This window comes from Bacillus sp. FJAT-26390 (assembly GCF_001682865.1).
Classification (GTDB): Bacteria; Bacillota; Bacilli; order Paenibacillales; family Paenibacillaceae; genus Pristimantibacillus.
This window is the reverse complement of record NZ_MAQX01000001.1, coordinates 871,507-892,913: the sequence shown is the minus strand read 5'-3', so window position 1 is coordinate 892,913 and position 21,407 is coordinate 871,507. Positions and strand designations below refer to the sequence as shown.

Genomic DNA, 21,407 nt, shown 5'->3' with positions numbered 1-21,407 from the left:
GGTTAATAAACTCATTCTAAAGTCTTTCGGCTAAATAAGCCACATATTTTTCAGCCAGTGGTCTTGCTTGCTTGAAGTCAGCAATAGACCATTCTTTTCTTGAATACCCAATCGCTTTTAACAACTGTTCATTAATTATTTTAACGCATAGGCCGTCTAGAGCCAGTTGTGTATCACGGTAGTACCCCAGCTTTGTAGCAATTTCTTCTGCCTTACCTTTAGGGTTCAGAACCTTTGCAGTTAATATCTCCGCAATCCCGTTTTCAATGTATGTTTTTAACTCTTGCCGACGCTCCTTCAATTCAAGGTCAGGTCTCTTTGATTTAGCGATATCTTCGAACGTAGACCCTTCGATAAGTTTAATCATCTCGTCAGTAATCGATATGCCCTTTGACCTTAATGCCTCTAATGCTTCTTCCGTCTTGCTTCTGCTTTGACGAATTGCCTCTTCGTATGCTTCCAATATGGTTTCATCACCAACAAACGTCTTTAGTTCTTCTTTGAAGGTTTCGGACTGCCTTGCCTCTCCGACGTCAGGTTCTGAATTGTCGTTACCGTCAGAGCCTCTGCCTTCATTTTCTTCAAATATCTTCTCTAACCGGTCAATGATCTCAGCCTTTTGTTGTTCTTTGCTGTAGTACTCCCACAATTCCTCTAGACCGAGTGCATTGTGATATACCAGATGAGCAACATTATCTATTGCAGGGTCTTTTGCATCTGGAATGGAGCGTAATGCCCTTCCTGCAAATTGTGCGTATGCCGATAAGCTCTTAAATGGACGGAATACTGCTGCAATTGAGATGTACGGATGGTCGTAACCTTCACCCAACATACCCACGTTTACGATTACATGCGTTCGATCATTATGAAAATCTACTCGTTCCCGATCCTGATCAGAAGGCTCCATGTCGCTGTGTATAATGGATGCAAGACATCCCTCTGCTTCGTAAAGCTGTTTAATCTCCCTAGCATGTTCAATTGAGCAAGCAACAGCGATGATTTTATGAGGTACTCCTGTCGCTTCTCTTTTCTCTGCCATGATTTGAAGACTTCTTTTTACAACTGCTTCACTGCACGGAGTCGAATACGCTACAGTTCTCTCCACCCAGTCGCTGTCTTTTAATTTTAATACCTCTTCAAAGGTAACATCTTCTTCGTAACCTTGTACCTTGAAAGTCAACTGATCTGGGATGTACTCTTTTTTAACGAGTTGCTTCACATAACCTTTTATCATCGCTCGACTCAGTGGATATGAATAAATGTCCTCAGCATAAATTTCCTTCTTATCCGATCTAAAAGGAGTACCCGTTATTTTAACGATTTTCGCCGAATTGAAGTACTCTTCCATCTCTACCCATGATGCTGCTGGTGAATGATGTGCCTCATCGATAATAATCATATCGAAAAAATCCCGCGGCACCTTCTGCAACAATGAACTTGCATTGTGTGACTGAAGTCGATGAATATTGGTAATCACAATTTTTGCTTGTTCCAGCGTTCTGGAATCACCTTCGTATTCAATGACTTCGGGTAAATTAGTTGGAATATTAATGACTCTACGATTCCACCAAAAATTATGTTCATACCTTGGGTCAAGGCTATCAGTAACCGTATTGCGGATTGTCCGATTGGGAGTAACGATTAGCACCCTATGTTTAGCTATGCCGTACGGCAGGATGGCCATTAAACCCGTTTTACCCACCCCTGTAGGTAAGGTAACTAATGCCGGCTTATGATCAAATGGCGATTCAAAATATTCTTTCACTCTTAAGTATCCTTGCACTTGTGGCTCTCGTAAATTGGGATTTCCTTCAATATGAGCAAATGTATTTTGGAAGTACATATAAGCCCCCCGGCAATTTGTTGTTGTATTACATATTTCTACATAATGCTTCAAAATCCTGCCATCCAAGAACAGTTAAACCTAAAGAAAAGCCGGAGATCAGTAACGATTGATCCCCGGCTCAATACAAAATTATTACCCTTTCACAATCTCCATCAACTTCTCGTAGTTGTTAACAACGTCGTACTTCAATTGATCGGAGTTAAGCTTCGCAAAATGCCTCCGTGCACACTCAATCTTCGCCTTCTCGACCTCGCGGAGCTCCATTGAGTCCATAGAACCCTTCGTCTCAGCAATAAAGTAAATGTGCTTTACGTCCCCCTCTTTGAACACAATTGCCCAGTCGGGGTTGTAGTCGCCAACTGGCGTAGGAATGTAAAATCCACGTGGCAGCTTGGCATAAATGTTTACTTCATTACTCGTATCCAGCTCTTTGGCGAATGCCCGCTCGATCTTAGAATCCGTGACAACATAATCGTAAATATGCTTTTCAACGGGAATGGCGTTTTGCCCGAGTTGTCCCTTAAGAGTGTTCTTTGTGAACACATCCGTATGGAACGTATCATTGATAACATCGTAAGTAATGGACTCAATGATAGTCGTCGCCTTCTGCTCGTTAATCAGCTTGGATACCCGGATAATAAACTCCTCGGGATTCTTCTGGAATAACATAAAGGTAGACTGCTTAACGCCTTTCAAAATTGCTACAATCGTTTTCCGCGTCAATCGAGTCTCATCCATTAACTTACCGATCAAGTCATACTTGATCTTTGTTGTTGCAGCTTTGTGCACGTACTCAGTTTGTGTCTCTCGCTGTATGAACGCCTCACCTTGCTTCAGTTGCTCCCGGGACTCAATCTGATTCATTTCCCCATGTTTAATGGAGTAACGGATGGAGGGCACCTGCAAGTTCATATCTAACGTTAAGACACACTTCCGCACTAGTTCTACAGAATCGAACTGAACCGTATAAACTGATCTTTTGTTAATCCTGTTCCACAATTCCTTGAACTCTTTTTTGTGGAAGTTATCGTTTACCGTAATGGATGAGATCGTATTTTTCCGATCATCATTCGTCATATCAGACTTACCTTCGACGTATATGGATTTGACCAGCTTGATAAGTGGTTCTTGATGTGCACTCAGTTCCTCAGGCAGTTTGACCTGTTGCCCTTCCACCGCGGCAAAGTAATCGTCTGTCAAATGGAACTCATCATCGACATATCCATTCTTAATGAATGCAAATTGCAGCTTGCTTGCCAGTCTCTCGTCGATTTTTAATTGCTCGCCGCGGGTATTGGTAAGCACTTTCTCTAGGAAGAACCCAGTATCCGCTTTGCGTGGACGTTCCGACAATGTAGCAGCAATTTCGTTTTGAAGTTGCTTGGCAAATTGCTCATAGGATTCGCTGGCAACGACAGTCAATGAGTTGATCTCATGAACATCAATGCCTGGAATGCTGGCATCTATGCGTTCGCCATGCTGATTCACACACAACCTTAGTCCACGTCCGACTTCCTGCCGTTTCTTGATCGTTGAGTCGCTATGCTTGAGCGTACAAATCTGGAATACGTTCGGGTTATCCCAGCCTTCCTTTAACGCCGAGTGAGAGAAAATAAACCGCGTCGGTTCCTCGAAGCTAAGAAGACGCTCCTTATCCCTCATGATTAGATCGTACGCATCTGCGTCATCTGAATCGGTTTCTTTAGCAGATACTTTCGAATCAACAAATCGACTGCTCTTCTTGTCGATGGAAAAGTACCCTTTGTGTGTCCCACGTACTTGGATTGAATTCAGGTATTGAATATATGGGTCATCCGCAAACAACGAAAGCTGTTCATTCAAAATTTCCATATATTCTTCTTCAAAAATGTCAGCGTAAACACCGTTCAGTTCTGTGCTGTCTTTATCATATTGCCGGTACTTCGCGACTTCGTCGATGAAGAAAAGAGAGAGCACCTTGATTCCTCTATAGAAAAGGACCCTCTCCTTCTCAAAGTGCGACTTGATCGTCTCCCGAATTTGAATTCGGCGGAAGTGGTTCTCACTGACATCGCCCTGTACGTCTCCCGCGTACAAAGTAACGCCATTGGTGAAGCTTATACTATTATTTTGTCCGTTGATCTCAGAAATCTTATACCCCTTGTATTGCTCCAGATGTTCGGACAATTGATAGAGGTCATCGCCTGTTACTCTTTTTTTGGATACTTTGCTTAAACCGGACTTTGTTTTTATTTCGTACTCAAGGCGGGCTATGGGAGCGTGTTTGTCGCTGACATCGATGCCTTCGAGGTACACATAGCTGTTGGTTCCGCTGGTTCCTTTAACCGAGATACCTTTTACACTGATCTTTTTAACCAGCTTCATATTGTACGCATCCAGAGCATCGAGGCGATAGACTTTGTTATAGTCCTCTTTATGAGTGGCCGAATAACGCAACGTAAACAATGATCTGAACAACTTTAGCGATTCCTTGGTCTTCTGACCTTCCACCGATTGCGGCTCATCAATGATCAGGATCGGATTCGTACTGGCAATTACATCGATTGGGCGTCGGGAGTTGAAGTCGTCCAATTCCATGTAAATTCTCCTAGCATCCTGACCTCTCGCGGCGAACGCCTGTGAATTAATAATCATGACATTGATCCCGGCATCGCTGGCGAACTGCTCAATGTGATGCAATTGCTTCGAGTTGTAAACGAAATAACGAGCCTTTGAGCCATATTCAGCCATAAAGTGGTCTTCGGTAATCTGGAACGTTTTCAGCACACCTTCCCGAATCGCAATGGAAGGGACAACGATGATGAATTTGCTCCATCCATATTTCTTATAAAGCTCAAACATCGAGCGAATATAGGTGTATGTCTTACCAGTACCGGTCTCCATCTCGATGGTCAAGTTGAATTTACCTTCAAGTCGTTCTGATAATTTTAATCCATTTTGGCGTTGTGTCGATTGAATGTTACTCAGCACTTCTTGATCGATTAGCTTAATGGTATTGTTCTTAAACCCATATTCCGCTTCATTACTTGAGTTTGGTTGAAATAGATCCCCTGCATAGTCAGTCTTCTGACGCCGACCCTTATCAAGTGTGAAATGAGAGGATTCGTTCGGTTGACCGTTAAAGACCTCGATAATACTTTTAACAGCATCCGCTTGAAACTGCTGGTGTTTAAATTTAATTTTCATCCCGCTCACCTTCCTTAAACCACTTGGATTTCGGTGCTCGGAGAGAGCAACTTGAATAACTCTTCAACATTGATTCGAGCTGAATCATCTTGGAAGGAACTATCGCGGAAAACAACCCGAAGCGGTTGATCCTCTCCGATCTTCTTGATAACTGACTCCGATATCTCTTCATCGAAGCAAGCGATTAATGAATTGCCAGCTACATAATGAACGGTATTGCCCACAATCTCTCTTGATTCCATCGGCAATGAAAGTTCCAGTCCGCATTCCAACATCACTTGGATCAGTAAATCCTCACTGGTGCGGTCTTCTTTAATGTTGGAAGAAACATCATCCAAATTAACCTGACCTAGTTTGTCTGGTGAGTAGTATACGTCCTTCATATTTGTGGAATCCAACCGAAACACACGAAAACCATAGTCAATATCCGCTTTGGTTTCTTCACTAATTTTCTTAGCGGCACGACGAATTCGTTCCTTGCCAATATCACAAATATTTCTGTACCCATCTTTAAATGCTTCAGACTGTTCATTTATAGCTTCTGGCAATTGAACCATAATAAATCTGCGATTACCAGAATCTTCGGCATTTAACTGCATAACCGTATCAGCTGTTGTTGCAGACCCTGAAAAGAAATCCAATATGATGTCGTCATTCTTGCAATTCGCAATTTGTAGTATCTTCTTTATTAAGCGTGTCGGTTTAGGCCCATCAAAATAGCCTTTATTGTCAAATAGTTTTTTAACCTCTTGCCTTCCTTCTTGATTATGTCCAACCTCTTCGTGCAACCATATTGTCAATGGCACCATTCCATCCTGAACATCGCTTAGAAATCTCTTTAATCGAGGTGTATTGCTACCAGATTCCCCAAACCAAATTCGATTATCTTCAATTAATTTTTTCATTTTTTCTTTTGAAGTAAACCAACATCTTCCATCTGTAGGATATACCTCTCTACCACTTGGAGTTGTTATAGCATAATTATAATTTTCAGAATATGTTTTAACTGTTAGATTATCAGAAGTCCATGGCCCTCTGGGATCTCCATCGAGGTTTTTATATCTACTATTTGCTTCTTCTGATCTTGGTAATAGTTTGATATTGAAATTATCAATATTGCGGGCATATACAAGGATATAGTCATGGCTAACTGAAAAATGTTTAGCATCATTCTTTGGAGCAAATGCCCTTTGCCAGACAATAGTAGATACAAAATTACTTGAACCGAATACTTCATCACACATTTTTCGTAAGTTATGCATTTCATAATCATCAATACTTATAAATATTACTCCGTCATCTCTTAGTAGATTTCTCGCCAATTTGAGCTTTGGATAGATCTCAGTTAGCCAATCACTATGAAATCTACCATTAGACTCGGTATTTTGAAACAATCTGATACCCGTTTCATCTACTTGACCAGACTCTTCCAAGTATTCCTCCACCGAATCCCTGAAATTATCTTTATAAATAAAATCCTTTCCTGTATTGTACGGCGGATCAATGTAAATACACTTTATTTTATTCAAATAAGATTCCTGTAACAGTTTCATTACGTTTGAATTGTCGCCTTCAACATAAACATTCTGTGTACTTTCCCAATCAATACTGTCTTCTTTAATAGGCCGCAGTGTCTTATCAATCGAACTATTTGCGATGACAATAGCTTCTTTCTTACCCGGCCAAGTTAGTTGATATCGTTCCTTGTCACCTTCAACAAGAAAGTCGGATAGTTCCTGCTTTAATAGATCGAAATCAACTGCAAGTTTGATCTTTCCACTGTCATCTCTAGCCTCTGTAATTACGTTAGGGAATAGCTCAGCAAGTTTATCGATATTGACCTGTGTCATATCGGCAGACTTCATTGTCAATTGGTTCATGTTTAGTTCAGACCTCCAATTACTTAATCAAGCAGTAGATTCAGTTCTTTTCGCTTACGTTGTAGCTCCATGTTCAGATCGACTTTGCGATTGAACTGTTTTTCACTACGAATTTTCAATTCCAACCGCTGGCATTCTTGTGTCAACTTATCAATACGAGCTTGTCGCTCCAGAACGGCTGTAAGCTCAATTTCCGGCTTTGAGTTGATTGGCAATAGTTGACGGATGATATTCTCATAAACAGCCCTTAAATCAAGTCCATGAAGGATATCCAGCTTACATTCCTCTTCTGGCTGCCAGTCCGATTCATGGTAGGAGCGTATCACTGACCGATTGTCATCGGCCTGATTACGCTCCTTGTAAGCTATTGCAAGCTTTGCCTGACCCTCATGTATTAACACATGCAATATCGGGTAAGGAATTGCTTTATCGATGCTTCGTAACAGATCAAGGGAGTAGGATAGCTCCTTCAGGTGTATCTCGAATACCTGCACTTCTTCGATGCCATCCTTTGGCTCCAATCGGATCGTCTCTTTGGATAGCTTGAACTTCCAGACGATCGATTCAACTTGCTCCGTAAATAGTTCCTTCAATTTATGATTCGCTTGTAGCTTCTCATAGAATTTGTTCTTTGGAATCTTGCGGTTGACCAGCGTACTCGGAGGTAATTGAAACATCATGCACCCGCCTGCCGAATAACGACAAAGGTAATGAGTTCAAAATCCTCAAGACCTTTAATCGAATCGATTAATGCCGTCGTTCCACCTGAACTGAACAAACTGTCGAGGTCGCTTTCTTCTTTCACTTGAACGATTGAACGGATTGTCTCTTCCAGCAGCATCGAATATTGCCCCATCTTCTTGCCATCTTTCGTCTCCTGATTAAAGATTTGGCATGCCTCGATGATCGGTTCCGACTGCCCCCTACAAACAGCTCTAAGAATATCCAGCGTTTTCTTAACATCCAAGTGATTAGTAACAACATCGCCGTCATCGCTCATATAGACGAGATAAAAGGGATGCAGCCTGTTCTGTTGATCAGGGTTAAGTTCATCGTTGATATTCCGAAGAATAAAGATGACTCCTGGTTGATGAATACCTTTGTCAGCATCGGTTAGAACAACGGTGTGCAACCCACTAGGAACGGTATCCATCTCGCCGTTCTCTTTGACGTAGTTCACAAGATCCATTCGGAAATCGTTCAGCCCTAGATCGGTTATTGAAACGCCTGTGTTCATGTCGTCCAAATCAACTACTTCCTCCTGTAAGCGATGAAGTTGCTGTTTCCGGTATTCTAGGTCACTGGATTGGTTATACAATACGTTATCATCGCCCGTTGCAGTCATATCCATAATGACCATACGATTTTCGACCCGTTGCTTCAATTGAATATACTCATCGAGCGTCATATTAGGCCAGAAGTTCACCAGTTGAATGGCCTTGTTCTTTGAGCCAATGCGATCGATCCGTCCGAATCGTTGAATGATCCGCACCGGATTCCAGTGAATGTCATAGTTGATCAGATAATCGCTGTCTTGCAAGTTTTGCCCTTCGGAGATACAGTCTGATGCAATAAGAAGGTCAATTGCACCTTTTTCGTTTGGCATCGTAAGATGTTTCTCTTTGGATCGCGGAGAAAAACAGGTAAGCAGCGTGCTTATGTCATTCCTCAAACCAGCAGTGTTTTTGTTCTCATCGCTGCCAACAATTTTAGCTGTATCAATGTTGTACTTCGCCTTCATGTATTCAGATAGGTGTGTGTACAAGTACGCTGCCGTATCCGTGAATGCACTGAAGATGATGACTTTACGGTTCCCGGGATTAATCGGATGTTGGATTTTATGGTCAATTATCTGCTTCAACGCATTTAACTTCTCATCATATTCAGGTGTTACTTTTTGCATCTCTTCATGAAGTGCATATAATATGTTGCGATCACTCGTCAAATCATCTTTCCAACGAAGAACATCGATGTCAGACAAGTTAATCTTGATTTTACTTCCTATACTGAACTCATCATCCAGCCAGTCGTCATCATCTAAATTTGCCTCTCCAATGTCGGTATACCCAACAGTATCTGAAGTTTTATTACGTTCATAGGATTCGATTTGCTGAAGCGTCTGATTGAGTTTAGTTCCAATCTTGGAAAGCGTTAAGCGGAATGACTCTACTGAGCTTTCCAATCTTTTAAGCAGGTTGATCCGCATGAGTATCTGCAAGCTGCCCTCACGATCCATCTGCTTAAAGCTCCCGCTCCCGCCTTTCACGCTGGTATCATAGATTTCTTCGTAGAAACGTAACCGACTAGGAAGGATGTACTTGAATGGAGCGTATATACCTAGATTGATTTTCGACAGCTCCATGAAGATATCATTATACCCAATGACATCAGTTCTGTCTGTTATATCGCAGAACTTGGAAATAGGTTGCATCCGCTTAGGAAACTCACCAATTTCCTCGGCCTTATAGTATTTCTGAATATGTTTACGAGAACGGGCGATAGTCAAGCTATCGAGCAGCTCAAAGAAATCAAAATCTAACATCCCAAGTAGTGTTGCAGTTGTCCGATGAGATGCATCCAGCCTAGACCATTGATTGAATGCAGACTGAGCACGTTTGAAGACATCATTGATGTCACGCTCCGTCCCCAGCTTATTGTTGATTTCTTCCGCATTGCCCTCATACGCTAATGCAAGCTGGTTGCGAAGATCCATGAACCTGTTGTTCACTGGTGTAGCCGAGAGCATGAGTACCTTTGTTCTGACTCCGCTTTTCAGTACCTTCCGCATTAACATTTGATACCTTGTTTCCTTGTCTTTCTTTGCCTCGTTATTGCGGAAGTTATGTGATTCGTCGATGACGAGCAAGTCATAGTTACCCCAATTCAGGCGGTCTAATGGTATGTCGTTGGATTTTCCCCTCTCGCGTGAAATATCAGTATGATACAGCACATCGTACCGCAACCTATCGGTATACAGAATGTTGTTGGTCACGTTCTGCTTATATGTCAGCCAGTTATCACCGAGCTTCTTAGGGCAGAGCACCAACACAGACTTGTTACGGAGCTCATAATACTTGATAATTCCAAGGGCACTGAATGTCTTCCCAAGACCGACGCTATCAGCTAGAATACAGCCATTGTATTTCTCAAGCTTATTGATTCCCCCGAGTACTGCATCCTTCTGGAAGTGATATAGACGTTTCCAAATCTCCGTTTCTTTAAAACCTGTTGCTTCATTTGGTAATATATCCTCAGTAATGTCTGAGAGGAACTCATTAAAAATGTTATACAGAATGACGTAGTATATGAACTCAGGTGAGTTCTCTTTATACACCGATGAAATGTGTTCTGCTACTTGATTCGTGACATCTTCCAGTTTGCTCTTATCGTTCCACAGTTGATCGAACAGTTCAAAATACGTTTTTGTGATTGGAGCTTCATTAAACTTGTTGACCATTTTGGATAGGGCATTCCCTTTCTCGTAACCGAGATCGACAGTTGTAAAACCATCCACAGGCATATAAGTAACCGATTCATCTGTAGATTGCACATTCGCCATCCCCTGCATGGTTCCAGAGGTGCTGTTCGATTTGAAGGTAACTTTCTTCCGAATCCATTCGCTGCATTCTTTCGCGATTGCTTTAAGTGTCATCTCATTCTTGAGACGGATTTCAAACTCTGTACCGTATAAACTCTTTTCGCGATTGAGCTTAGGAATGTAGAACTCTCGTTTTTCTTTCTTGATGCTGTCTGCAACGAAGGTAGGAGAAGTAAAGATGAATCGCACTTCATCTACCTGATTTAATTCCTTTATTAAGGCTTCGTAGGCATAGATTGAAAAACAGGATGCTGCTATCGACAGCTTCGACCCTTTGCGGATAGAATGCTTTAGATCATCACCCAGAACCTGGTCAATGTTATTAATGACTTCCAACGTATTTCACCTCTTGTTTATCCGACTGTCACATTAAAATATCTATTCCCAATTCGACACCAGCAACTAAAACTCCTTGTATGAGTAATACTCTTTTCCCATTTCAGGCCCAACCGAAAGACACGTTTAATAAAGCAAGCCACTATTTTTATCGGTAAATTACCTCGATAGAAACAGTGGCTCTATTCCTGAATACTTCATCAGCATCATCGTCAGCATACTTTTGATATTCAAGCTTGGAATTATACGCTTCTGTCTTAGGTAGCGTGGTTATAAACTTTGCCGCGGCGTATGCAACATCCCAAAGGGAGAATCTCATGAACTCATCCTCAGAATGACCGTTGACCTGGAAGCAGTGGCAAGAGGCACCCACAACATCGTATTGATCATCGCCCTCGTAATTCCAGCAATATGCACCGTTTTGACCGTCATATTGGAAGGTACCTTTAGGCACAAGGAATTTTATAACCCCTAGCCCACCATCGGAGCGGAAGTCCCACGATTGCAGCTCGAATTCTATTCCATCTATTTCAATTGTTCTCAAGAGAGCACCTGTCCTTCGCTATGTAATCACCGTACTATATACTTTAAATAGTACAGTAACAGGATGATTAGGACAACCACTGAACAACATATATGAAAGAGATGCCGACATTGTAACGTGTATTGGGGGTTTGTTTAGAAAAAATTCGATCTTGTCCCTCAGTACCACTTATATTGGCTACAAAAGGTGGAATCTGAAGGGAATTAATGACTTACACTCTTCTATCCGCCTTTTCATTGGCAATCCTTATTCATATATCGCGAATTCATGGAAATTGTAACGTAACCCCGAATAATATGCCTATCGAAGTCGAATTTTCTTACCATTCACTGTTTTATAGTCCTCAGGATGCATCTGCTCCCTCGGCAGAGTCTTTATTGCTGCACCGTATTCTGCAAGTAGTTGTAATGCCTCTTGGTTGTACGTCGTTTTAGCCAAAAGGACACTTGCATTGGGGTCTGCACCGCTTTCCAGCATCAGTCGCATAGCAGCGAGGTTATTGTACATCACCGCGAACTGAAGGCCCTGATTAACATCACCGCCATGCTTGATGAGAACCTTGACCAGTTCGGGATTCCCCTTCTCGATTGCATCCTTTAATGCAACAGGATCATCAGCAACATTCAATCCGGCCTCTATCAGCAACTGGACAACCTGCAACGGATTTTCAACGTAGTTGATAGCCAGTGACAAATTGCCAATGGGTATCTGTTCCCCGCTTCCGTAGTTGGCTTCTTCGTTTACATTAGCTCCATGAGCCAGAAGTTTTCGTATCATTGCTGTATCACCGTTTTTGACCGCAAGATTGAGCGGTGCATATGCAGCAGAATGTACATTCGGATCAGCTCCCAACTTCAGCATCCAGTCCACCATGTCCACATTCTGGTCGTTGACTGCGGATAGCAATATTCGTTCTTTCGGAATGAGGTTGAAAATCACTACAACAGCAATACAACATGCAAGTATGGATAGAAAAATCTTTATGATCAGTTTCATTGGTGCCTTCCCTCGAACTTATTAGTAGTAACCGGCTCGAATTTTATCTTCGATGTTTGTCGCGAGCACAAGTAAGATAATGCCTATGATCAGAATAATAAATCCGATTCCGAAACCTGCCCTTCTCTTCTTTCTAATCGATGCGATGATCTGTACAACGCCAGAAATTTCTGAAATAGCACCGATGATTTTTAAAATTAGTGCCAAGGTTGCCATGAAATACACCTTCTATTCGTATTATTTTATCTGTGAGAATGCTGACTTGAGAACTCTCTTAAGACATAACTTCCATGTGCTCCATTATCATCTGCATGATTTCATGGTCAGTGCCTGTATCAACATCCCCGGAGTTTGTAATTGTTTGGGGTTCATTACAATCTTGTCTACACCTCCACTGACGCTGAACACCTACTCCAATATTTACATATAAAAACAATGATATTAACTTTATCGGCAAATTTCAATTAATTATTTATGTTTTGATAAGATAATCTGATTCGCATGCATCTCTACTCTAGTAAGTAGAGGTGCTCGAATTGTCTGATTTCATAAAGCTCATAGGCGAGCAAATTCGCAACATCAGAAAGGAAAGAGGATTGACGAAGGAGGCATTGGCCAACGAATGCGGCTTTCAATACAGTTACCTTAGTGATATTGAACGCGGGGAACGGAATATTTCAATGGAGACGCTTGAAAAGATCGTCGAGGCACTGGGCGTTGTTCCCGCAGAGATATTCAATTTTTCACATGCAAACACGGACAATGAATCCATTGAGAAACGCATGTTGATTGAATCGGTCAGGGCACTGCTGAGCGGGAGGAATGTCGAGGAAGTAAAGTTCATCCACCGCGTTGCCAACGACTTTGTCCAGACAGTCGATCAGACGACGAAGAGCAAGTGACAGAACGGCCTATTAGGGGAGAAATGATATACATTTTCCCGAGGCACCACCCTGCATATTTGAAGTACCCCCGGCCTGCCGTTTCATGCCCCACCCCTTCCATTGTAAAGACTTGTGTCCGTCATATACTGACGATTCACACAAGTCTTTTTGTTTTCTCATGGAGATGACGTTGTTTTGCCTTGCGGAACCGTCATCAAATAGTTATCGTAAGCAACTATGATGAATACCAAGTGAAAGGATTTCGATAGAAATGGAACAGATCAGAGAGCAGTTAAGTGTGATGTATTATGAATACTGGAAACGGTTAAAGAACGCACTGGCAGACAGGAACGTTGACCTGTACAGCTTGTCTAACCCCTTCCTGATCGATGTGGTTGAGCATTATCAAGAAACTTCGGTAAAAATACTGTTTGTGGGAAAGGAAACATGCGGATGGGGAACATATATTGATATCGCGAATCGGGAGCCTCATGATGCGATTGACGACTTGCAGAATGATTACATTCGGTTCAGACGCGATGGCAAATGGGCACATACGCCTTTCTGGAGAGCATGCAAGCTCATCCATGACAGGCTAAACTCGGATGGCCCGGGAGACGGCTACATGACCAGCAATCTGATCAAGCTCGATCAGAACAAGACAAGACCTTCAGCCGAAGCCGAATCGATTATCTGCAACCATTTCTCGTTGCTTCCTCATGAAATCAGCATACTGAGACCGGATGTTGTTCTCTTTTTTACCGGCCCGTATCACGATGACAGACTGCAAAAGACATTTACCGGTGCCGTTATGGAAACACTAAATGACTTGCCGCCTAATCTGCTATGCCGGGTCGTCCATGAGAAGCTGCCTTATCACGCCTACCGTACTTATCATCCCGGTTACTCGTTACGCGGCAACAAAGCAAAGGCAGCCAAATTTGATCCGGTGTCCGATGCTATCGTCAATCGTGTAACAACAACAAAATAATCTGTCATTCCCAGCGAGTCGAGGAGTAATCCTCGGTTCGCTTTTTTATGTCTTCTATTCCACTTGAAAGGAGGTGAACAAAATGGTTGTGAAAAAAGGGTTGCCGGATGACGTTTCTACCGTTCTGAAGCAGCTTGTTATGAATGGACACTTCAGTATGGCTGGCCGCGTTCTTCTAACTTATTGCCGCCGTACCTATGACGTGGATGAAGAAACTGCTGCTCGCTGGACCGTTGTCTACTTTCAACGCGAATTTCCCCAACAGCTGCAAAAGTACCGGAAACGATTGGCGGGAGCATGAGGATGTACGATTTCAGGGAAAGGAGACTGAAAAGATGACTTATGAATCATTCAGGCGTAACAGCCAGAAAGAGTATCTCGGGTTCTGCGAGCAAAAAGGATACATCTATTCTGTAATGCTGGATGCAGGAAGATACGCCGTTGTCGCACTTCGTAATGCAGAAATCACCATTCTGATTACTTATTCTGTCCATGCATCCCCGATCTTCAGATGAGCGATGCAGTTGTCGGAATCGGCGATTGATGCGATTCAGATTAAGCAGGAACGTCTGTCTAGCACGTCATTGCAGATAGCCATGCTGTTGTTGATGCAACAGGAGGGTTATTTTTCATGCCTTTAAAGGGAGGTGAGACACATGGAAAAGATGCAGGAGCTGCTGACCAGAAAAGATCAATTGACAGCGGCAATGCGGATGATGGATCGGAACGCCAGCTTTGAGACTGAGGAAGGCAGGGTATATGCCCAGACTCTGGTCAAGCTGGTCTTGATTGAAATGCAAATTGAATTTAAACAAAAAGAAAAAATCGCCCACAAAAATAGGAGCGATTAAGAGAAAAACTGTTGTCATCATCATAATCGAAAATCATCTATCACGCAACTGGAGGAGCCATCACGGCTTCTCCTTTTTGCATTTCTATGGAGGTCATACACATGAATGTGTACGAAATGTCGTCTATTAAAACGTTGTTTACCGAGGCTCTTGCGGAAAAGCCAGACTCCTCTGTCGTGGATCAAATCTTTACCCGTTTTCCGTCGCTGACTGAGCTGATGAATGTTACTGAACAGGAACTGACCTCCATCAAGGGCATCGGGAGAGTAAAAGCCCGCCAGATCATTGCTGCTTTGCAACTGGCTCGGAGATTAAATGCACCTATGTATAGTCATCCGCATGTTGTCCGTTCTCCCAAAGATGCTGCCAATTTACTGATTCCTGAGATGCGATATTTGCAGCAGGAGCACTTCGTTGTTCTGTTCCTGAACACCAAGAATCATGTCATTGGGCAACCGGAAACAATCTCGAAGGGTTCACTCAACGCAGCGATTGTCCACCCACGTGAAGTTTTTCGGGCCGCTATTAAACGATCTGCGGCGTCTATTGTAGTCTCGCACAATCATCCAAGTGGCGATTGCACACCCTCACCCGAGGATATACAGTTAACCGCTCGTTTGGTTGAAGCAGGGAACATTACGGGCATAGAAGTGCTCGATCATATCATTGTGGCTGGAGAGCAGTTCATCAGTCTAAAGGAACGAGGACACATGAATTCGTAACCAGTTGATCACCGAACACAATTTCATCCGCAGTGGCTCGCTATTATGGCTGGCCGCTGTGTTCTTACACCATTAACTTCACATTGGAGGAATATACACGAACAACAATCAGAAACAATTTCAGTTGACAGCGGCAACAATCGGAAGCAATGCTGAACTTTATCCCCATCCATCGGTTTCAATTACGACAGTTGTTGTACTGCAACATACAACATTCTCGGACGCCTCAAGGAAGCTCGTATGTGAAACGGAATGCAGGAATGAACGGTTTGAAATCATGGTACTGAAACATGCTCCATTCATCGGACTGCGGTTCAAACTCAAGTTCATCCGGGAGACAATCGAGCAATTGAGCGGCTGGAAGGTATGTCTGTTCAAAATGTACTGTCCTGCATCAGGCAGCAACAGGATAATTGCGGATCGGAGACTGAAGGAATTGTACATCGATGCCGATTTATTGCGGATGCCCCTGCGGGCAATAGTCAAACTGATTGGCAGCTTGCCAGATCTGCTGTCCACATTATCAGGACGAGTTAAATCGGCTGTAGACGGCATGTACAAGCCAAGCAAGCAAAGGCTATGCGAGTGAATCAACAGACTTCTGTGGAGCTCTCAGTAAGCGAGAATGGTTTTTACTTCCCTTCCCATTACGTTTTCTCTGCGGATGAACTCTTCGTTCATGTATCGATCAACGACAATGAAGTCTATCTGCGGTTCGACAACGGATGGAGAATGTTCTTTCAATCGCATCTCCCGCTACCGGTCGATGTTTGCCATGAACTGATGCGTGACCAAAAGGAATTGCGTTTCGTGGTATATGCGGATTAAGGTCTGCCCATATCCTTCAAACTAGCAACCGGAAAGGCGGCTCGCTTCGCTCGCCGATTAAAGACCACCCTCTCCGCTCCCTGAGGGAGAACGCAAGGAACTACCACCCTTGCATCCCGTCACTCGCCGTACGGCGGCCCTCAGCTAACGCTGATGGCAAGCAGGAGTGTCTGTTCGCGGCACCACTCAGTCAAGGGTAAAGGCTTCGCCCCTGCGGCCCTTTACTGGCTTCAAGCGGCTCATTAACGCAATCGGGTTCAATGCGAATACTGATGGAAAGACGGGGCCGCTCGCTTCGCTCGCGGCCCCCCACTACAACATTCCAAATTCATACATCGGTAAAGTAGCTTTGTCGCAGCCTGTATCGCTCTTTGCCGACATGTTGTTCAGCAGGTATCCATGTATGATGCAGATTAATCGGATTAACCCGAACTTCCCTGAACGATATGTTGTCTTTCCCGCTCCAGCTTGCTTTCAATACGACATAATTCCTGAACATGAAATAGAGCTTTGGAGAATGGGCCATCCATTTATCAAGGTCGGAACGGAAAGTCGAACCCAGATCAATGATCGGCCTTCTGAACGCTTCGTGTACCCGGAGCCTTCTCTTCTTATTGGCATCAAGAGACATGAATGCTTCCTGAAAAGTGCCGTACTTTTTGATTCTTCGTATGATTTTATCTCTGCCTCTGAACTTGTCGGTGTCTACGACGATCATATGTTTCATAGCATCCGCCCGCTCATCGAATAAGAACTGGAGCAATGTTTTCCTTGTATGCTTGTCCTTCTGCCTTCTTGTCCGTTCGATTCGTGTCCATGTGACATCGGCCAGTCCCTGCTCTTCTGCCTTATCGTAATTTTTGACTTGTTGCCACCCCCGCTTCCCATACAAGAAGGTCTGACCGAGATTGCGATAATCTTGCGGCGGTTTCTTTTGATAGCCGACGTAGAGACGCTTGGATAGCTCCTCCGACGTTATGAACTGAAGACAATCGACTTTGTCATCGCTCTTCACAATGTAAGCGTCATAATGGTTGCCAAGAACCAGATCAACCAGAGCCAGCACTGCATCCGGTGTGAGGCGGTGCTTCCAAGGATTCAGCATGATCGAGGTTGCAGGTGCCAGCGAATTCATCGGCGACCACTGCACACTGAACAGGTCATGTATAAGCTTGTTCTGGTAAAAGGAATCGTCGTCATCAGCATGGAAGCTCGCGGGCCGAACAAGATCAATGAATGGTTGTTGCGGCAGGACAACCGCTCCAATAATCAGCTTGTCGTAGGGACAGATGAAGTTCTCACCCGCTCTGACTGACAGAAGGCTCTGAATGACAGGAATCGTGTTTAAAATCTTCGTTATCCGGTGTCTGTTGTACAAAAACATGATGATTTCACCTCAAGTATCAAGAGGGCCTCAAGCCATGTGGGGCAAGGGTTTGAGCCCTATCGGTTGTCATTCTTCTCGACCAGTTGTTAGGGAAATCCGAATCAATAAGTTGCTTTCTTTCCATCGTTTTGCTTAACAAAAGAGCAAACTGTTTGGTGAACTGTTCCTTTTTCGCATGCTTCTCATAGTAGAGCTGGAAGGGTTCATCATCCAATGTATTAAGGTCAATTTCAACGGGATTAATGTAGTCCATGCTCAACCTCCAATACTTATATTTAAGTTTTAATACTTATTTACAAGCAATATAGCATGGTTTATACTTGCTGTAAATACTAGCTCCTCCAGAAAGGACTGTTCTCTGTTATGCCACGTCGCACGTTAACACCAGAAGAATTTGAATACCTGAAATCTGCCGATCTTGGCAACCGCCTCCGCTTGTTCCGCCGGGAAATCGGCAAGCTCCATACATATAAAGCATTCACGACGGTCGCAATAAGTGCACGCATTGGCATAAAGCATCAGACCATCATCTCCATTGAGCGTGGCGATTCCAAAAAGCCCGCCTACCAATTGGTATACAAAATCACTCAAGACCTCGGTCTTCCCTTCGAAGCTTTGACTGACGACTTCTATGAAGGTCCCTTCCGTTCTATAGCTATCGGTGAGTTTGCGGGCAATGACGACAATCGCATGAAAGCCGGAGAAGGGGTTGAGCGAACCTCTGTCATCGGTGCTGTACTGTATGAGTATCGAAGCGACAACACAGTCAGGCTTATTCATGATCTTCGTTCTTACAAGTCGCTGGATAAGCAAGAATTTATTTCGGCTCTTGCTCGGCTCATCAGCGAATTCCAGTCAACGGTAACCGTCGAAAAGCTGTACACGCAGCCGCATCCAGTTATCGTTGCTTCCGAGCTGTACAACGCTTTGGCAATCTATCCTCAAGCCTATCCATCCATTCCGGAAGATGCTTGGATAAAGGCACGGAATGAGCTTATTGCAACATACCAACCCAAAAGAGAAAATGAAGGGAGATAACACCGTATGACCACCACAATCAGGGCGGCATTATACGCCCGGGTAAGCACCGAAGAGCAAGCCAAGGAAGGATTCAGCATCACTGCACAGATTGACGAAATCAGAAAGTATTGCGAACGCAATGATGTTGAGCTTGTGAGTGAATATATTGATGAAGGGAAAAGCGGAAAAAGCATCTCAGGTCGCCCGCAAATGCGGAAACTCCTGACGAATGCCGGACAAAACAAATTTGACGTCTTGGTCATCTACAAAATTGATCGTCTTGCCCGCAAACTGAAGGATGCTCTGGAGATTAGTGACACCTTGGAGCGGAACAATGTCAGACTGGTGAGTTTAAGTGAACAAATTGATACAACGACTCCATTCGGCAAAGCCTCTTTCCAGTTTCTCGGCTCCTTTGCCGAACTGGAACGTAATACGATCGTTGGTCGTGTAAAGATGGGAATGGAACAGCGTGCCAAGGAAGGGCGGTACAACGGGGGAAAAACGTTAGGCTACGACAGCGTAAACAAGGAACTCGTCATCAATGAAACCGAAGCTGTCATCGTCCGCAAAATCTTTGAATACGCCGATCAGGGAATGGGCTTCAAGGCCATCACCCGACGGCTCAATGAAGAAGGCTATCGCTCCAAAATGGGCAAGCCCTTCAGTACAAACAGCATCAAGACCATCCTTGGCAATCCCATGTACATTGGGAAGATCAGATACAATCAGGTTGTGGACTGGTCTGAAAAACGTCGCAAGGGAAAGAACCACGACTACCTGCTTGTGGATGGTGTACATGAGCCGCTGATTCCGTTTGAGTTATGGAACAGCGTCCGGCAGAAGCTCGGCCAACGCTCATATAAGCCCGCCCGCTCCCATCAGCCTTACATCCTCAGCGGACTATTGAAGTGCCCTGTATGCAGACATGGCATGGTTCCAGCCCGTTCCAAAGGAGCCAAAGGTCAGTCCTACCGCTACTATATCTGTGGTCAGTTTCATAACAAAGGAAAGACGGTATGCCGCTCTAATATGATTCGTGCAGATGTAGCCGAGGAACAAATGCTCCAAGAGCTTGTGCGTGTCGCCTCCAGACCGGATATCGCCCAGCAGTTGGCGGACAACATAAACAAGCTTCGCTCCGGTGCAGAAGCTCCCTTGCTGGCTGAAAAGAAGGCCCTTCTAGATGAAATGAATAATGTGGGCAGGAAGCTCCAAAAGCTCAAGGACAATCTGATGAACGATCCTGATCTTGTCCCGATTCTCAAACCCGAGCTTATAAAGGCTCATACGCAACATGAACAGCTACAGGAAAATCTCGAAGCTGTAGAAGCCAAAATTGCCGAGGATAACAGCACACCTGTTGACGCAACCGCCCTGCACCATCTGTTGAAGCACATACAGGACAAATTGATGGCGGTGGATGCCGAAGAGCAAAAAGCTCTGCTGCGGCTGATGGTCGAGAGCATCCAGGTCACCCCGGAAGCACCACGGGGCAAGGGACGTCAAGTCAAGGCCATCCATCTGCACTTCGACTTTACGATTGACCGAATCAACCATGATTCCTATAACCTGCTCACTCGCCTCGCGGCGAATGATTCATACAACTACATCGCTCCTGTTGAAGCTTGGATGCTGGATTCAGGAAACAGCTTATCGAGTCAAAATCGAGGGGATTCCATTATGGAGTCCCTTTCTATTTTACCCTTAGAGGCGATACGGTTCTCCGTACTTGATGTTAAATTAGCCTGCCCGCCAGCATAGCTGCTTCGTGATCTCTACTGCTTATTATACAAGCATCTTGACGTCATACAAATATTTACACATATATACGACGAAACAGCTGCTGGTTTGAACCAGCAGCTGTTTCGTCGTTCTTGTATCGATCCTAAATTAGGCGAATACCGTTCTCTAGCCATTCGTTGCACGGGCTGTATGCCCAATCTGCTCCGAAGCCCTTCTGAGCGTCTTTTCTTTTTTTACGATCGTTTGTTCATATCTAACAATTTTATCATCCAGCCGCTCCAGCGTTTTCTGCATAGCTTCGATTTTGGTAAACAGTTGTTTACGCTGCTCGATTAAAACCTCTTTTCTTGCTACAAGGGTTGCATCACCCTGTTGAAAAAGCCCTACATACCCAATCAACGCATCAACCGGAAGACCTGCGCCTTGCCGCATACAAATGATAAAATCAACCCAATTGCAGTCTTCTTCCGTATAATTTCTGATACCGCTTTTATTGCGGTTCACACGTGGAATCAGACCGATTCGCTCATAGTAGCGGAGCGTATCCTGCGAAACCTCAAATTTCTCACTTACTTCAGCAATTGTCATTGTC

21 protein-coding genes are annotated in these 21,407 nt (G+C 43.9%); 10 read left to right on the top strand and 11 right to left on the bottom strand.

The window, feature by feature from the left end; genetic code table 11:
* Nucleotides 1-16 precede the first annotated feature (16 nt).
* The 8 genes from A7975_RS04285 to A7975_RS04250 all read right to left on the bottom strand — a co-directional run bounded on the left by A7975_RS04285 (nucleotide 17) and on the right by A7975_RS04250 (nucleotide 12,602).
* The gene (locus tag A7975_RS04285; RefSeq protein WP_141680196.1) at nucleotides 17-1,897 is read right to left on the bottom strand and encodes a DEAD/DEAH box helicase; all 1,881 of its coding nucleotides are present in this window, start codon (nucleotides 1,895-1,897) and stop codon (nucleotides 17-19) included.
* A gap of 81 nt (nucleotides 1,898-1,978) precedes the next feature.
* Nucleotides 1,979-5,032: a type III restriction-modification system endonuclease gene (locus A7975_RS04280; RefSeq protein ID WP_065384242.1), complete on the bottom strand. Its 3,054-nt coding sequence runs from the start codon at nucleotides 5,030-5,032 to the stop codon at nucleotides 1,979-1,981.
* A 14-nt stretch (nucleotides 5,033-5,046) separates the two neighbouring features.
* Nucleotides 5,047-6,912 carry a site-specific DNA-methyltransferase gene (locus A7975_RS04275; protein ID WP_065384241.1) on the bottom strand — a complete coding sequence of 622 codons (1,866 nt, stop codon included), beginning with the start codon at nucleotides 6,910-6,912 and terminating at the stop codon, nucleotides 5,047-5,049.
* A gap of 23 nt (nucleotides 6,913-6,935) precedes the next feature.
* On the bottom strand, nucleotides 6,936-7,592 hold the full coding sequence (locus A7975_RS04270) for a DUF4391 domain-containing protein (protein WP_255314162.1): 657 nt from the start codon (nucleotides 7,590-7,592) through the stop codon (nucleotides 6,936-6,938).
* Nucleotides 7,589-10,846: a helicase-related protein gene (locus A7975_RS04265; protein ID WP_065384239.1), complete on the bottom strand. Its 3,258-nt coding sequence runs from the start codon at nucleotides 10,844-10,846 to the stop codon at nucleotides 7,589-7,591. Before A7975_RS04265 ends, A7975_RS04270 begins: the two co-directional genes overlap by 4 nt.
* Before the next feature lie 148 nt (nucleotides 10,847-10,994).
* Nucleotides 10,995-11,390 (bottom strand): hypothetical protein, encoded by a 396-nt coding sequence (locus tag A7975_RS04260; protein WP_065384238.1) that lies wholly within the window; start codon nucleotides 11,388-11,390, stop codon nucleotides 10,995-10,997.
* A 300-nt stretch (nucleotides 11,391-11,690) separates the two neighbouring features.
* A complete protein-coding gene (locus A7975_RS04255; protein WP_065384237.1) occupies nucleotides 11,691-12,386 on the bottom strand; it encodes an ankyrin repeat domain-containing protein in 696 nt (231 codons plus the stop codon).
* Nucleotides 12,387-12,407: 21 nt separating this feature from the next.
* Entirely contained in the window at nucleotides 12,408-12,602 is a 195-nt protein-coding gene (locus A7975_RS04250; protein ID WP_065384236.1) for a hypothetical protein, read from the bottom strand.
* A gap of 320 nt (nucleotides 12,603-12,922) precedes the next feature.
* On the opposite strand from A7975_RS04250, the gene A7975_RS04245 reads away from it, so the two are divergent.
* The 8 genes from A7975_RS04245 (at nucleotide 12,923) to A7975_RS04210 (ending at nucleotide 16,662) form a co-directional block, all read left to right on the top strand.
* On the top strand, nucleotides 12,923-13,288 hold the full coding sequence (locus A7975_RS04245; protein WP_065384235.1) for a helix-turn-helix domain-containing protein: 366 nt from the start codon (nucleotides 12,923-12,925) through the stop codon (nucleotides 13,286-13,288).
* A 253-nt stretch (nucleotides 13,289-13,541) separates the two neighbouring features.
* Nucleotides 13,542-14,261, top strand: coding sequence for a uracil-DNA glycosylase family protein (locus A7975_RS04240; RefSeq protein WP_141680195.1), 720 nt, complete (start codon nucleotides 13,542-13,544; stop codon nucleotides 14,259-14,261).
* Between the two features lie 82 nt (nucleotides 14,262-14,343).
* Nucleotides 14,344-14,562: a hypothetical protein gene (locus A7975_RS04235; protein ID WP_065384233.1), complete on the top strand. Its 219-nt coding sequence runs from the start codon at nucleotides 14,344-14,346 to the stop codon at nucleotides 14,560-14,562.
* A 34-nt stretch (nucleotides 14,563-14,596) separates the two neighbouring features.
* Entirely contained in the window at nucleotides 14,597-14,776 is a 180-nt protein-coding gene (locus A7975_RS04230) for a hypothetical protein (protein WP_065384232.1), read from the top strand.
* Nucleotides 14,777-14,917: 141 nt separating this feature from the next.
* Nucleotides 14,918-15,112 carry a hypothetical protein gene (locus A7975_RS04225; protein WP_065384231.1) on the top strand — a complete coding sequence of 65 codons (195 nt, stop codon included), beginning with the start codon at nucleotides 14,918-14,920 and terminating at the stop codon, nucleotides 15,110-15,112.
* Between the two features lie 101 nt (nucleotides 15,113-15,213).
* A complete protein-coding gene (gene radC / locus A7975_RS04220; protein ID WP_065384230.1) occupies nucleotides 15,214-15,834 on the top strand; it encodes a RadC family protein in 621 nt (206 codons plus the stop codon).
* A gap of 277 nt (nucleotides 15,835-16,111) precedes the next feature.
* Nucleotides 16,112-16,423 carry a hypothetical protein gene (locus tag A7975_RS04215; protein WP_141680194.1) on the top strand — a complete coding sequence of 104 codons (312 nt, stop codon included), beginning with the start codon at nucleotides 16,112-16,114 and terminating at the stop codon, nucleotides 16,421-16,423.
* The gene (locus tag A7975_RS04210) at nucleotides 16,420-16,662 is read left to right on the top strand and encodes a hypothetical protein (RefSeq protein ID WP_065384228.1); all 243 of its coding nucleotides are present in this window, start codon (nucleotides 16,420-16,422) and stop codon (nucleotides 16,660-16,662) included. Before A7975_RS04215 ends, A7975_RS04210 begins: the two co-directional genes overlap by 4 nt.
* 328 nt (nucleotides 16,663-16,990) lie before the next feature.
* Here A7975_RS04210 and A7975_RS04205 read toward each other — a convergent pair whose 3' ends face one another.
* Both A7975_RS04205 and A7975_RS04200 read right to left on the bottom strand, forming a co-directional pair.
* Complete coding sequence (locus A7975_RS04205; protein ID WP_065384227.1) at nucleotides 16,991-18,046, bottom strand: hypothetical protein; 1,056 nt, start codon at nucleotides 18,044-18,046, stop codon at nucleotides 16,991-16,993.
* 19 nt (nucleotides 18,047-18,065) lie between these two features.
* A complete protein-coding gene (locus A7975_RS04200; RefSeq protein WP_065384226.1) occupies nucleotides 18,066-18,302 on the bottom strand; it encodes a hypothetical protein in 237 nt (78 codons plus the stop codon).
* Between the two features lie 110 nt (nucleotides 18,303-18,412).
* Here A7975_RS04200 and A7975_RS04195 point away from each other — a divergent pair, with 110 nt between their 5' ends.
* Both A7975_RS04195 and A7975_RS04190 read left to right on the top strand, forming a co-directional pair.
* Complete coding sequence (locus tag A7975_RS04195; RefSeq protein WP_065384225.1) at nucleotides 18,413-19,087, top strand: helix-turn-helix transcriptional regulator; 675 nt, start codon at nucleotides 18,413-18,415, stop codon at nucleotides 19,085-19,087.
* 6 nt (nucleotides 19,088-19,093) lie between these two features.
* Complete coding sequence (locus tag A7975_RS04190) at nucleotides 19,094-20,833, top strand: recombinase family protein (protein WP_065384224.1); 1,740 nt, start codon at nucleotides 19,094-19,096, stop codon at nucleotides 20,831-20,833.
* A 147-nt stretch (nucleotides 20,834-20,980) separates the two neighbouring features.
* Here A7975_RS04190 and A7975_RS04185 read toward each other — a convergent pair whose 3' ends face one another.
* Nucleotides 20,981-21,403 (bottom strand): MerR family transcriptional regulator, encoded by a 423-nt coding sequence (locus A7975_RS04185; protein ID WP_065384815.1) that lies wholly within the window; start codon nucleotides 21,401-21,403, stop codon nucleotides 20,981-20,983.
* Between the last annotated feature and the right edge of the window lie 4 nt (nucleotides 21,404-21,407).

Coding starts and splice junctions, on each gene's coding strand:
- A7975_RS04280 (WP_065384242.1), bottom strand. CDS start 5,032: ATGAAAATTAAATTTAAACACCAGCAGTTTCAAGCGGATGCTGTTAAA.
- A7975_RS04275 (WP_065384241.1), bottom strand. CDS start 6,912: ATGAACCAATTGACAATGAAGTCTGCCGATATGACACAGGTCAATATC.
- A7975_RS04270 (WP_255314162.1), bottom strand. CDS start 7,592: ATGATGTTTCAATTACCTCCGAGTACGCTGGTCAACCGCAAGATTCCA.
- A7975_RS04255 (WP_065384237.1), bottom strand. CDS start 12,386: ATGAAACTGATCATAAAGATTTTTCTATCCATACTTGCATGTTGTATT.
- A7975_RS04250 (WP_065384236.1), bottom strand. CDS start 12,602: ATGGCAACCTTGGCACTAATTTTAAAAATCATCGGTGCTATTTCAGAA.
- A7975_RS04240 (WP_141680195.1), top strand. CDS start 13,542: ATGGAACAGATCAGAGAGCAGTTAAGTGTGATGTATTATGAATACTGG.
- A7975_RS04235 (WP_065384233.1), top strand. CDS start 14,344: ATGGTTGTGAAAAAAGGGTTGCCGGATGACGTTTCTACCGTTCTGAAG.
- A7975_RS04230 (WP_065384232.1), top strand. CDS start 14,597: ATGACTTATGAATCATTCAGGCGTAACAGCCAGAAAGAGTATCTCGGG.
- A7975_RS04225 (WP_065384231.1), top strand. CDS start 14,918: ATGGAAAAGATGCAGGAGCTGCTGACCAGAAAAGATCAATTGACAGCG.
- radC (WP_065384230.1), top strand. CDS start 15,214: ATGAATGTGTACGAAATGTCGTCTATTAAAACGTTGTTTACCGAGGCT.
- A7975_RS04215 (WP_141680194.1), top strand. CDS start 16,112: ATGGTACTGAAACATGCTCCATTCATCGGACTGCGGTTCAAACTCAAG.
- A7975_RS04205 (WP_065384227.1), bottom strand. CDS start 18,046: ATGTTTTTGTACAACAGACACCGGATAACGAAGATTTTAAACACGATT.
- A7975_RS04200 (WP_065384226.1), bottom strand. CDS start 18,302: ATGGACTACATTAATCCCGTTGAAATTGACCTTAATACATTGGATGAT.
- A7975_RS04195 (WP_065384225.1), top strand. CDS start 18,413: ATGCCACGTCGCACGTTAACACCAGAAGAATTTGAATACCTGAAATCT.
- A7975_RS04190 (WP_065384224.1), top strand. CDS start 19,094: ATGACCACCACAATCAGGGCGGCATTATACGCCCGGGTAAGCACCGAA.
- A7975_RS04185 (WP_065384815.1), bottom strand. CDS start 21,403: ATGACAATTGCTGAAGTAAGTGAGAAATTTGAGGTTTCGCAGGATACG.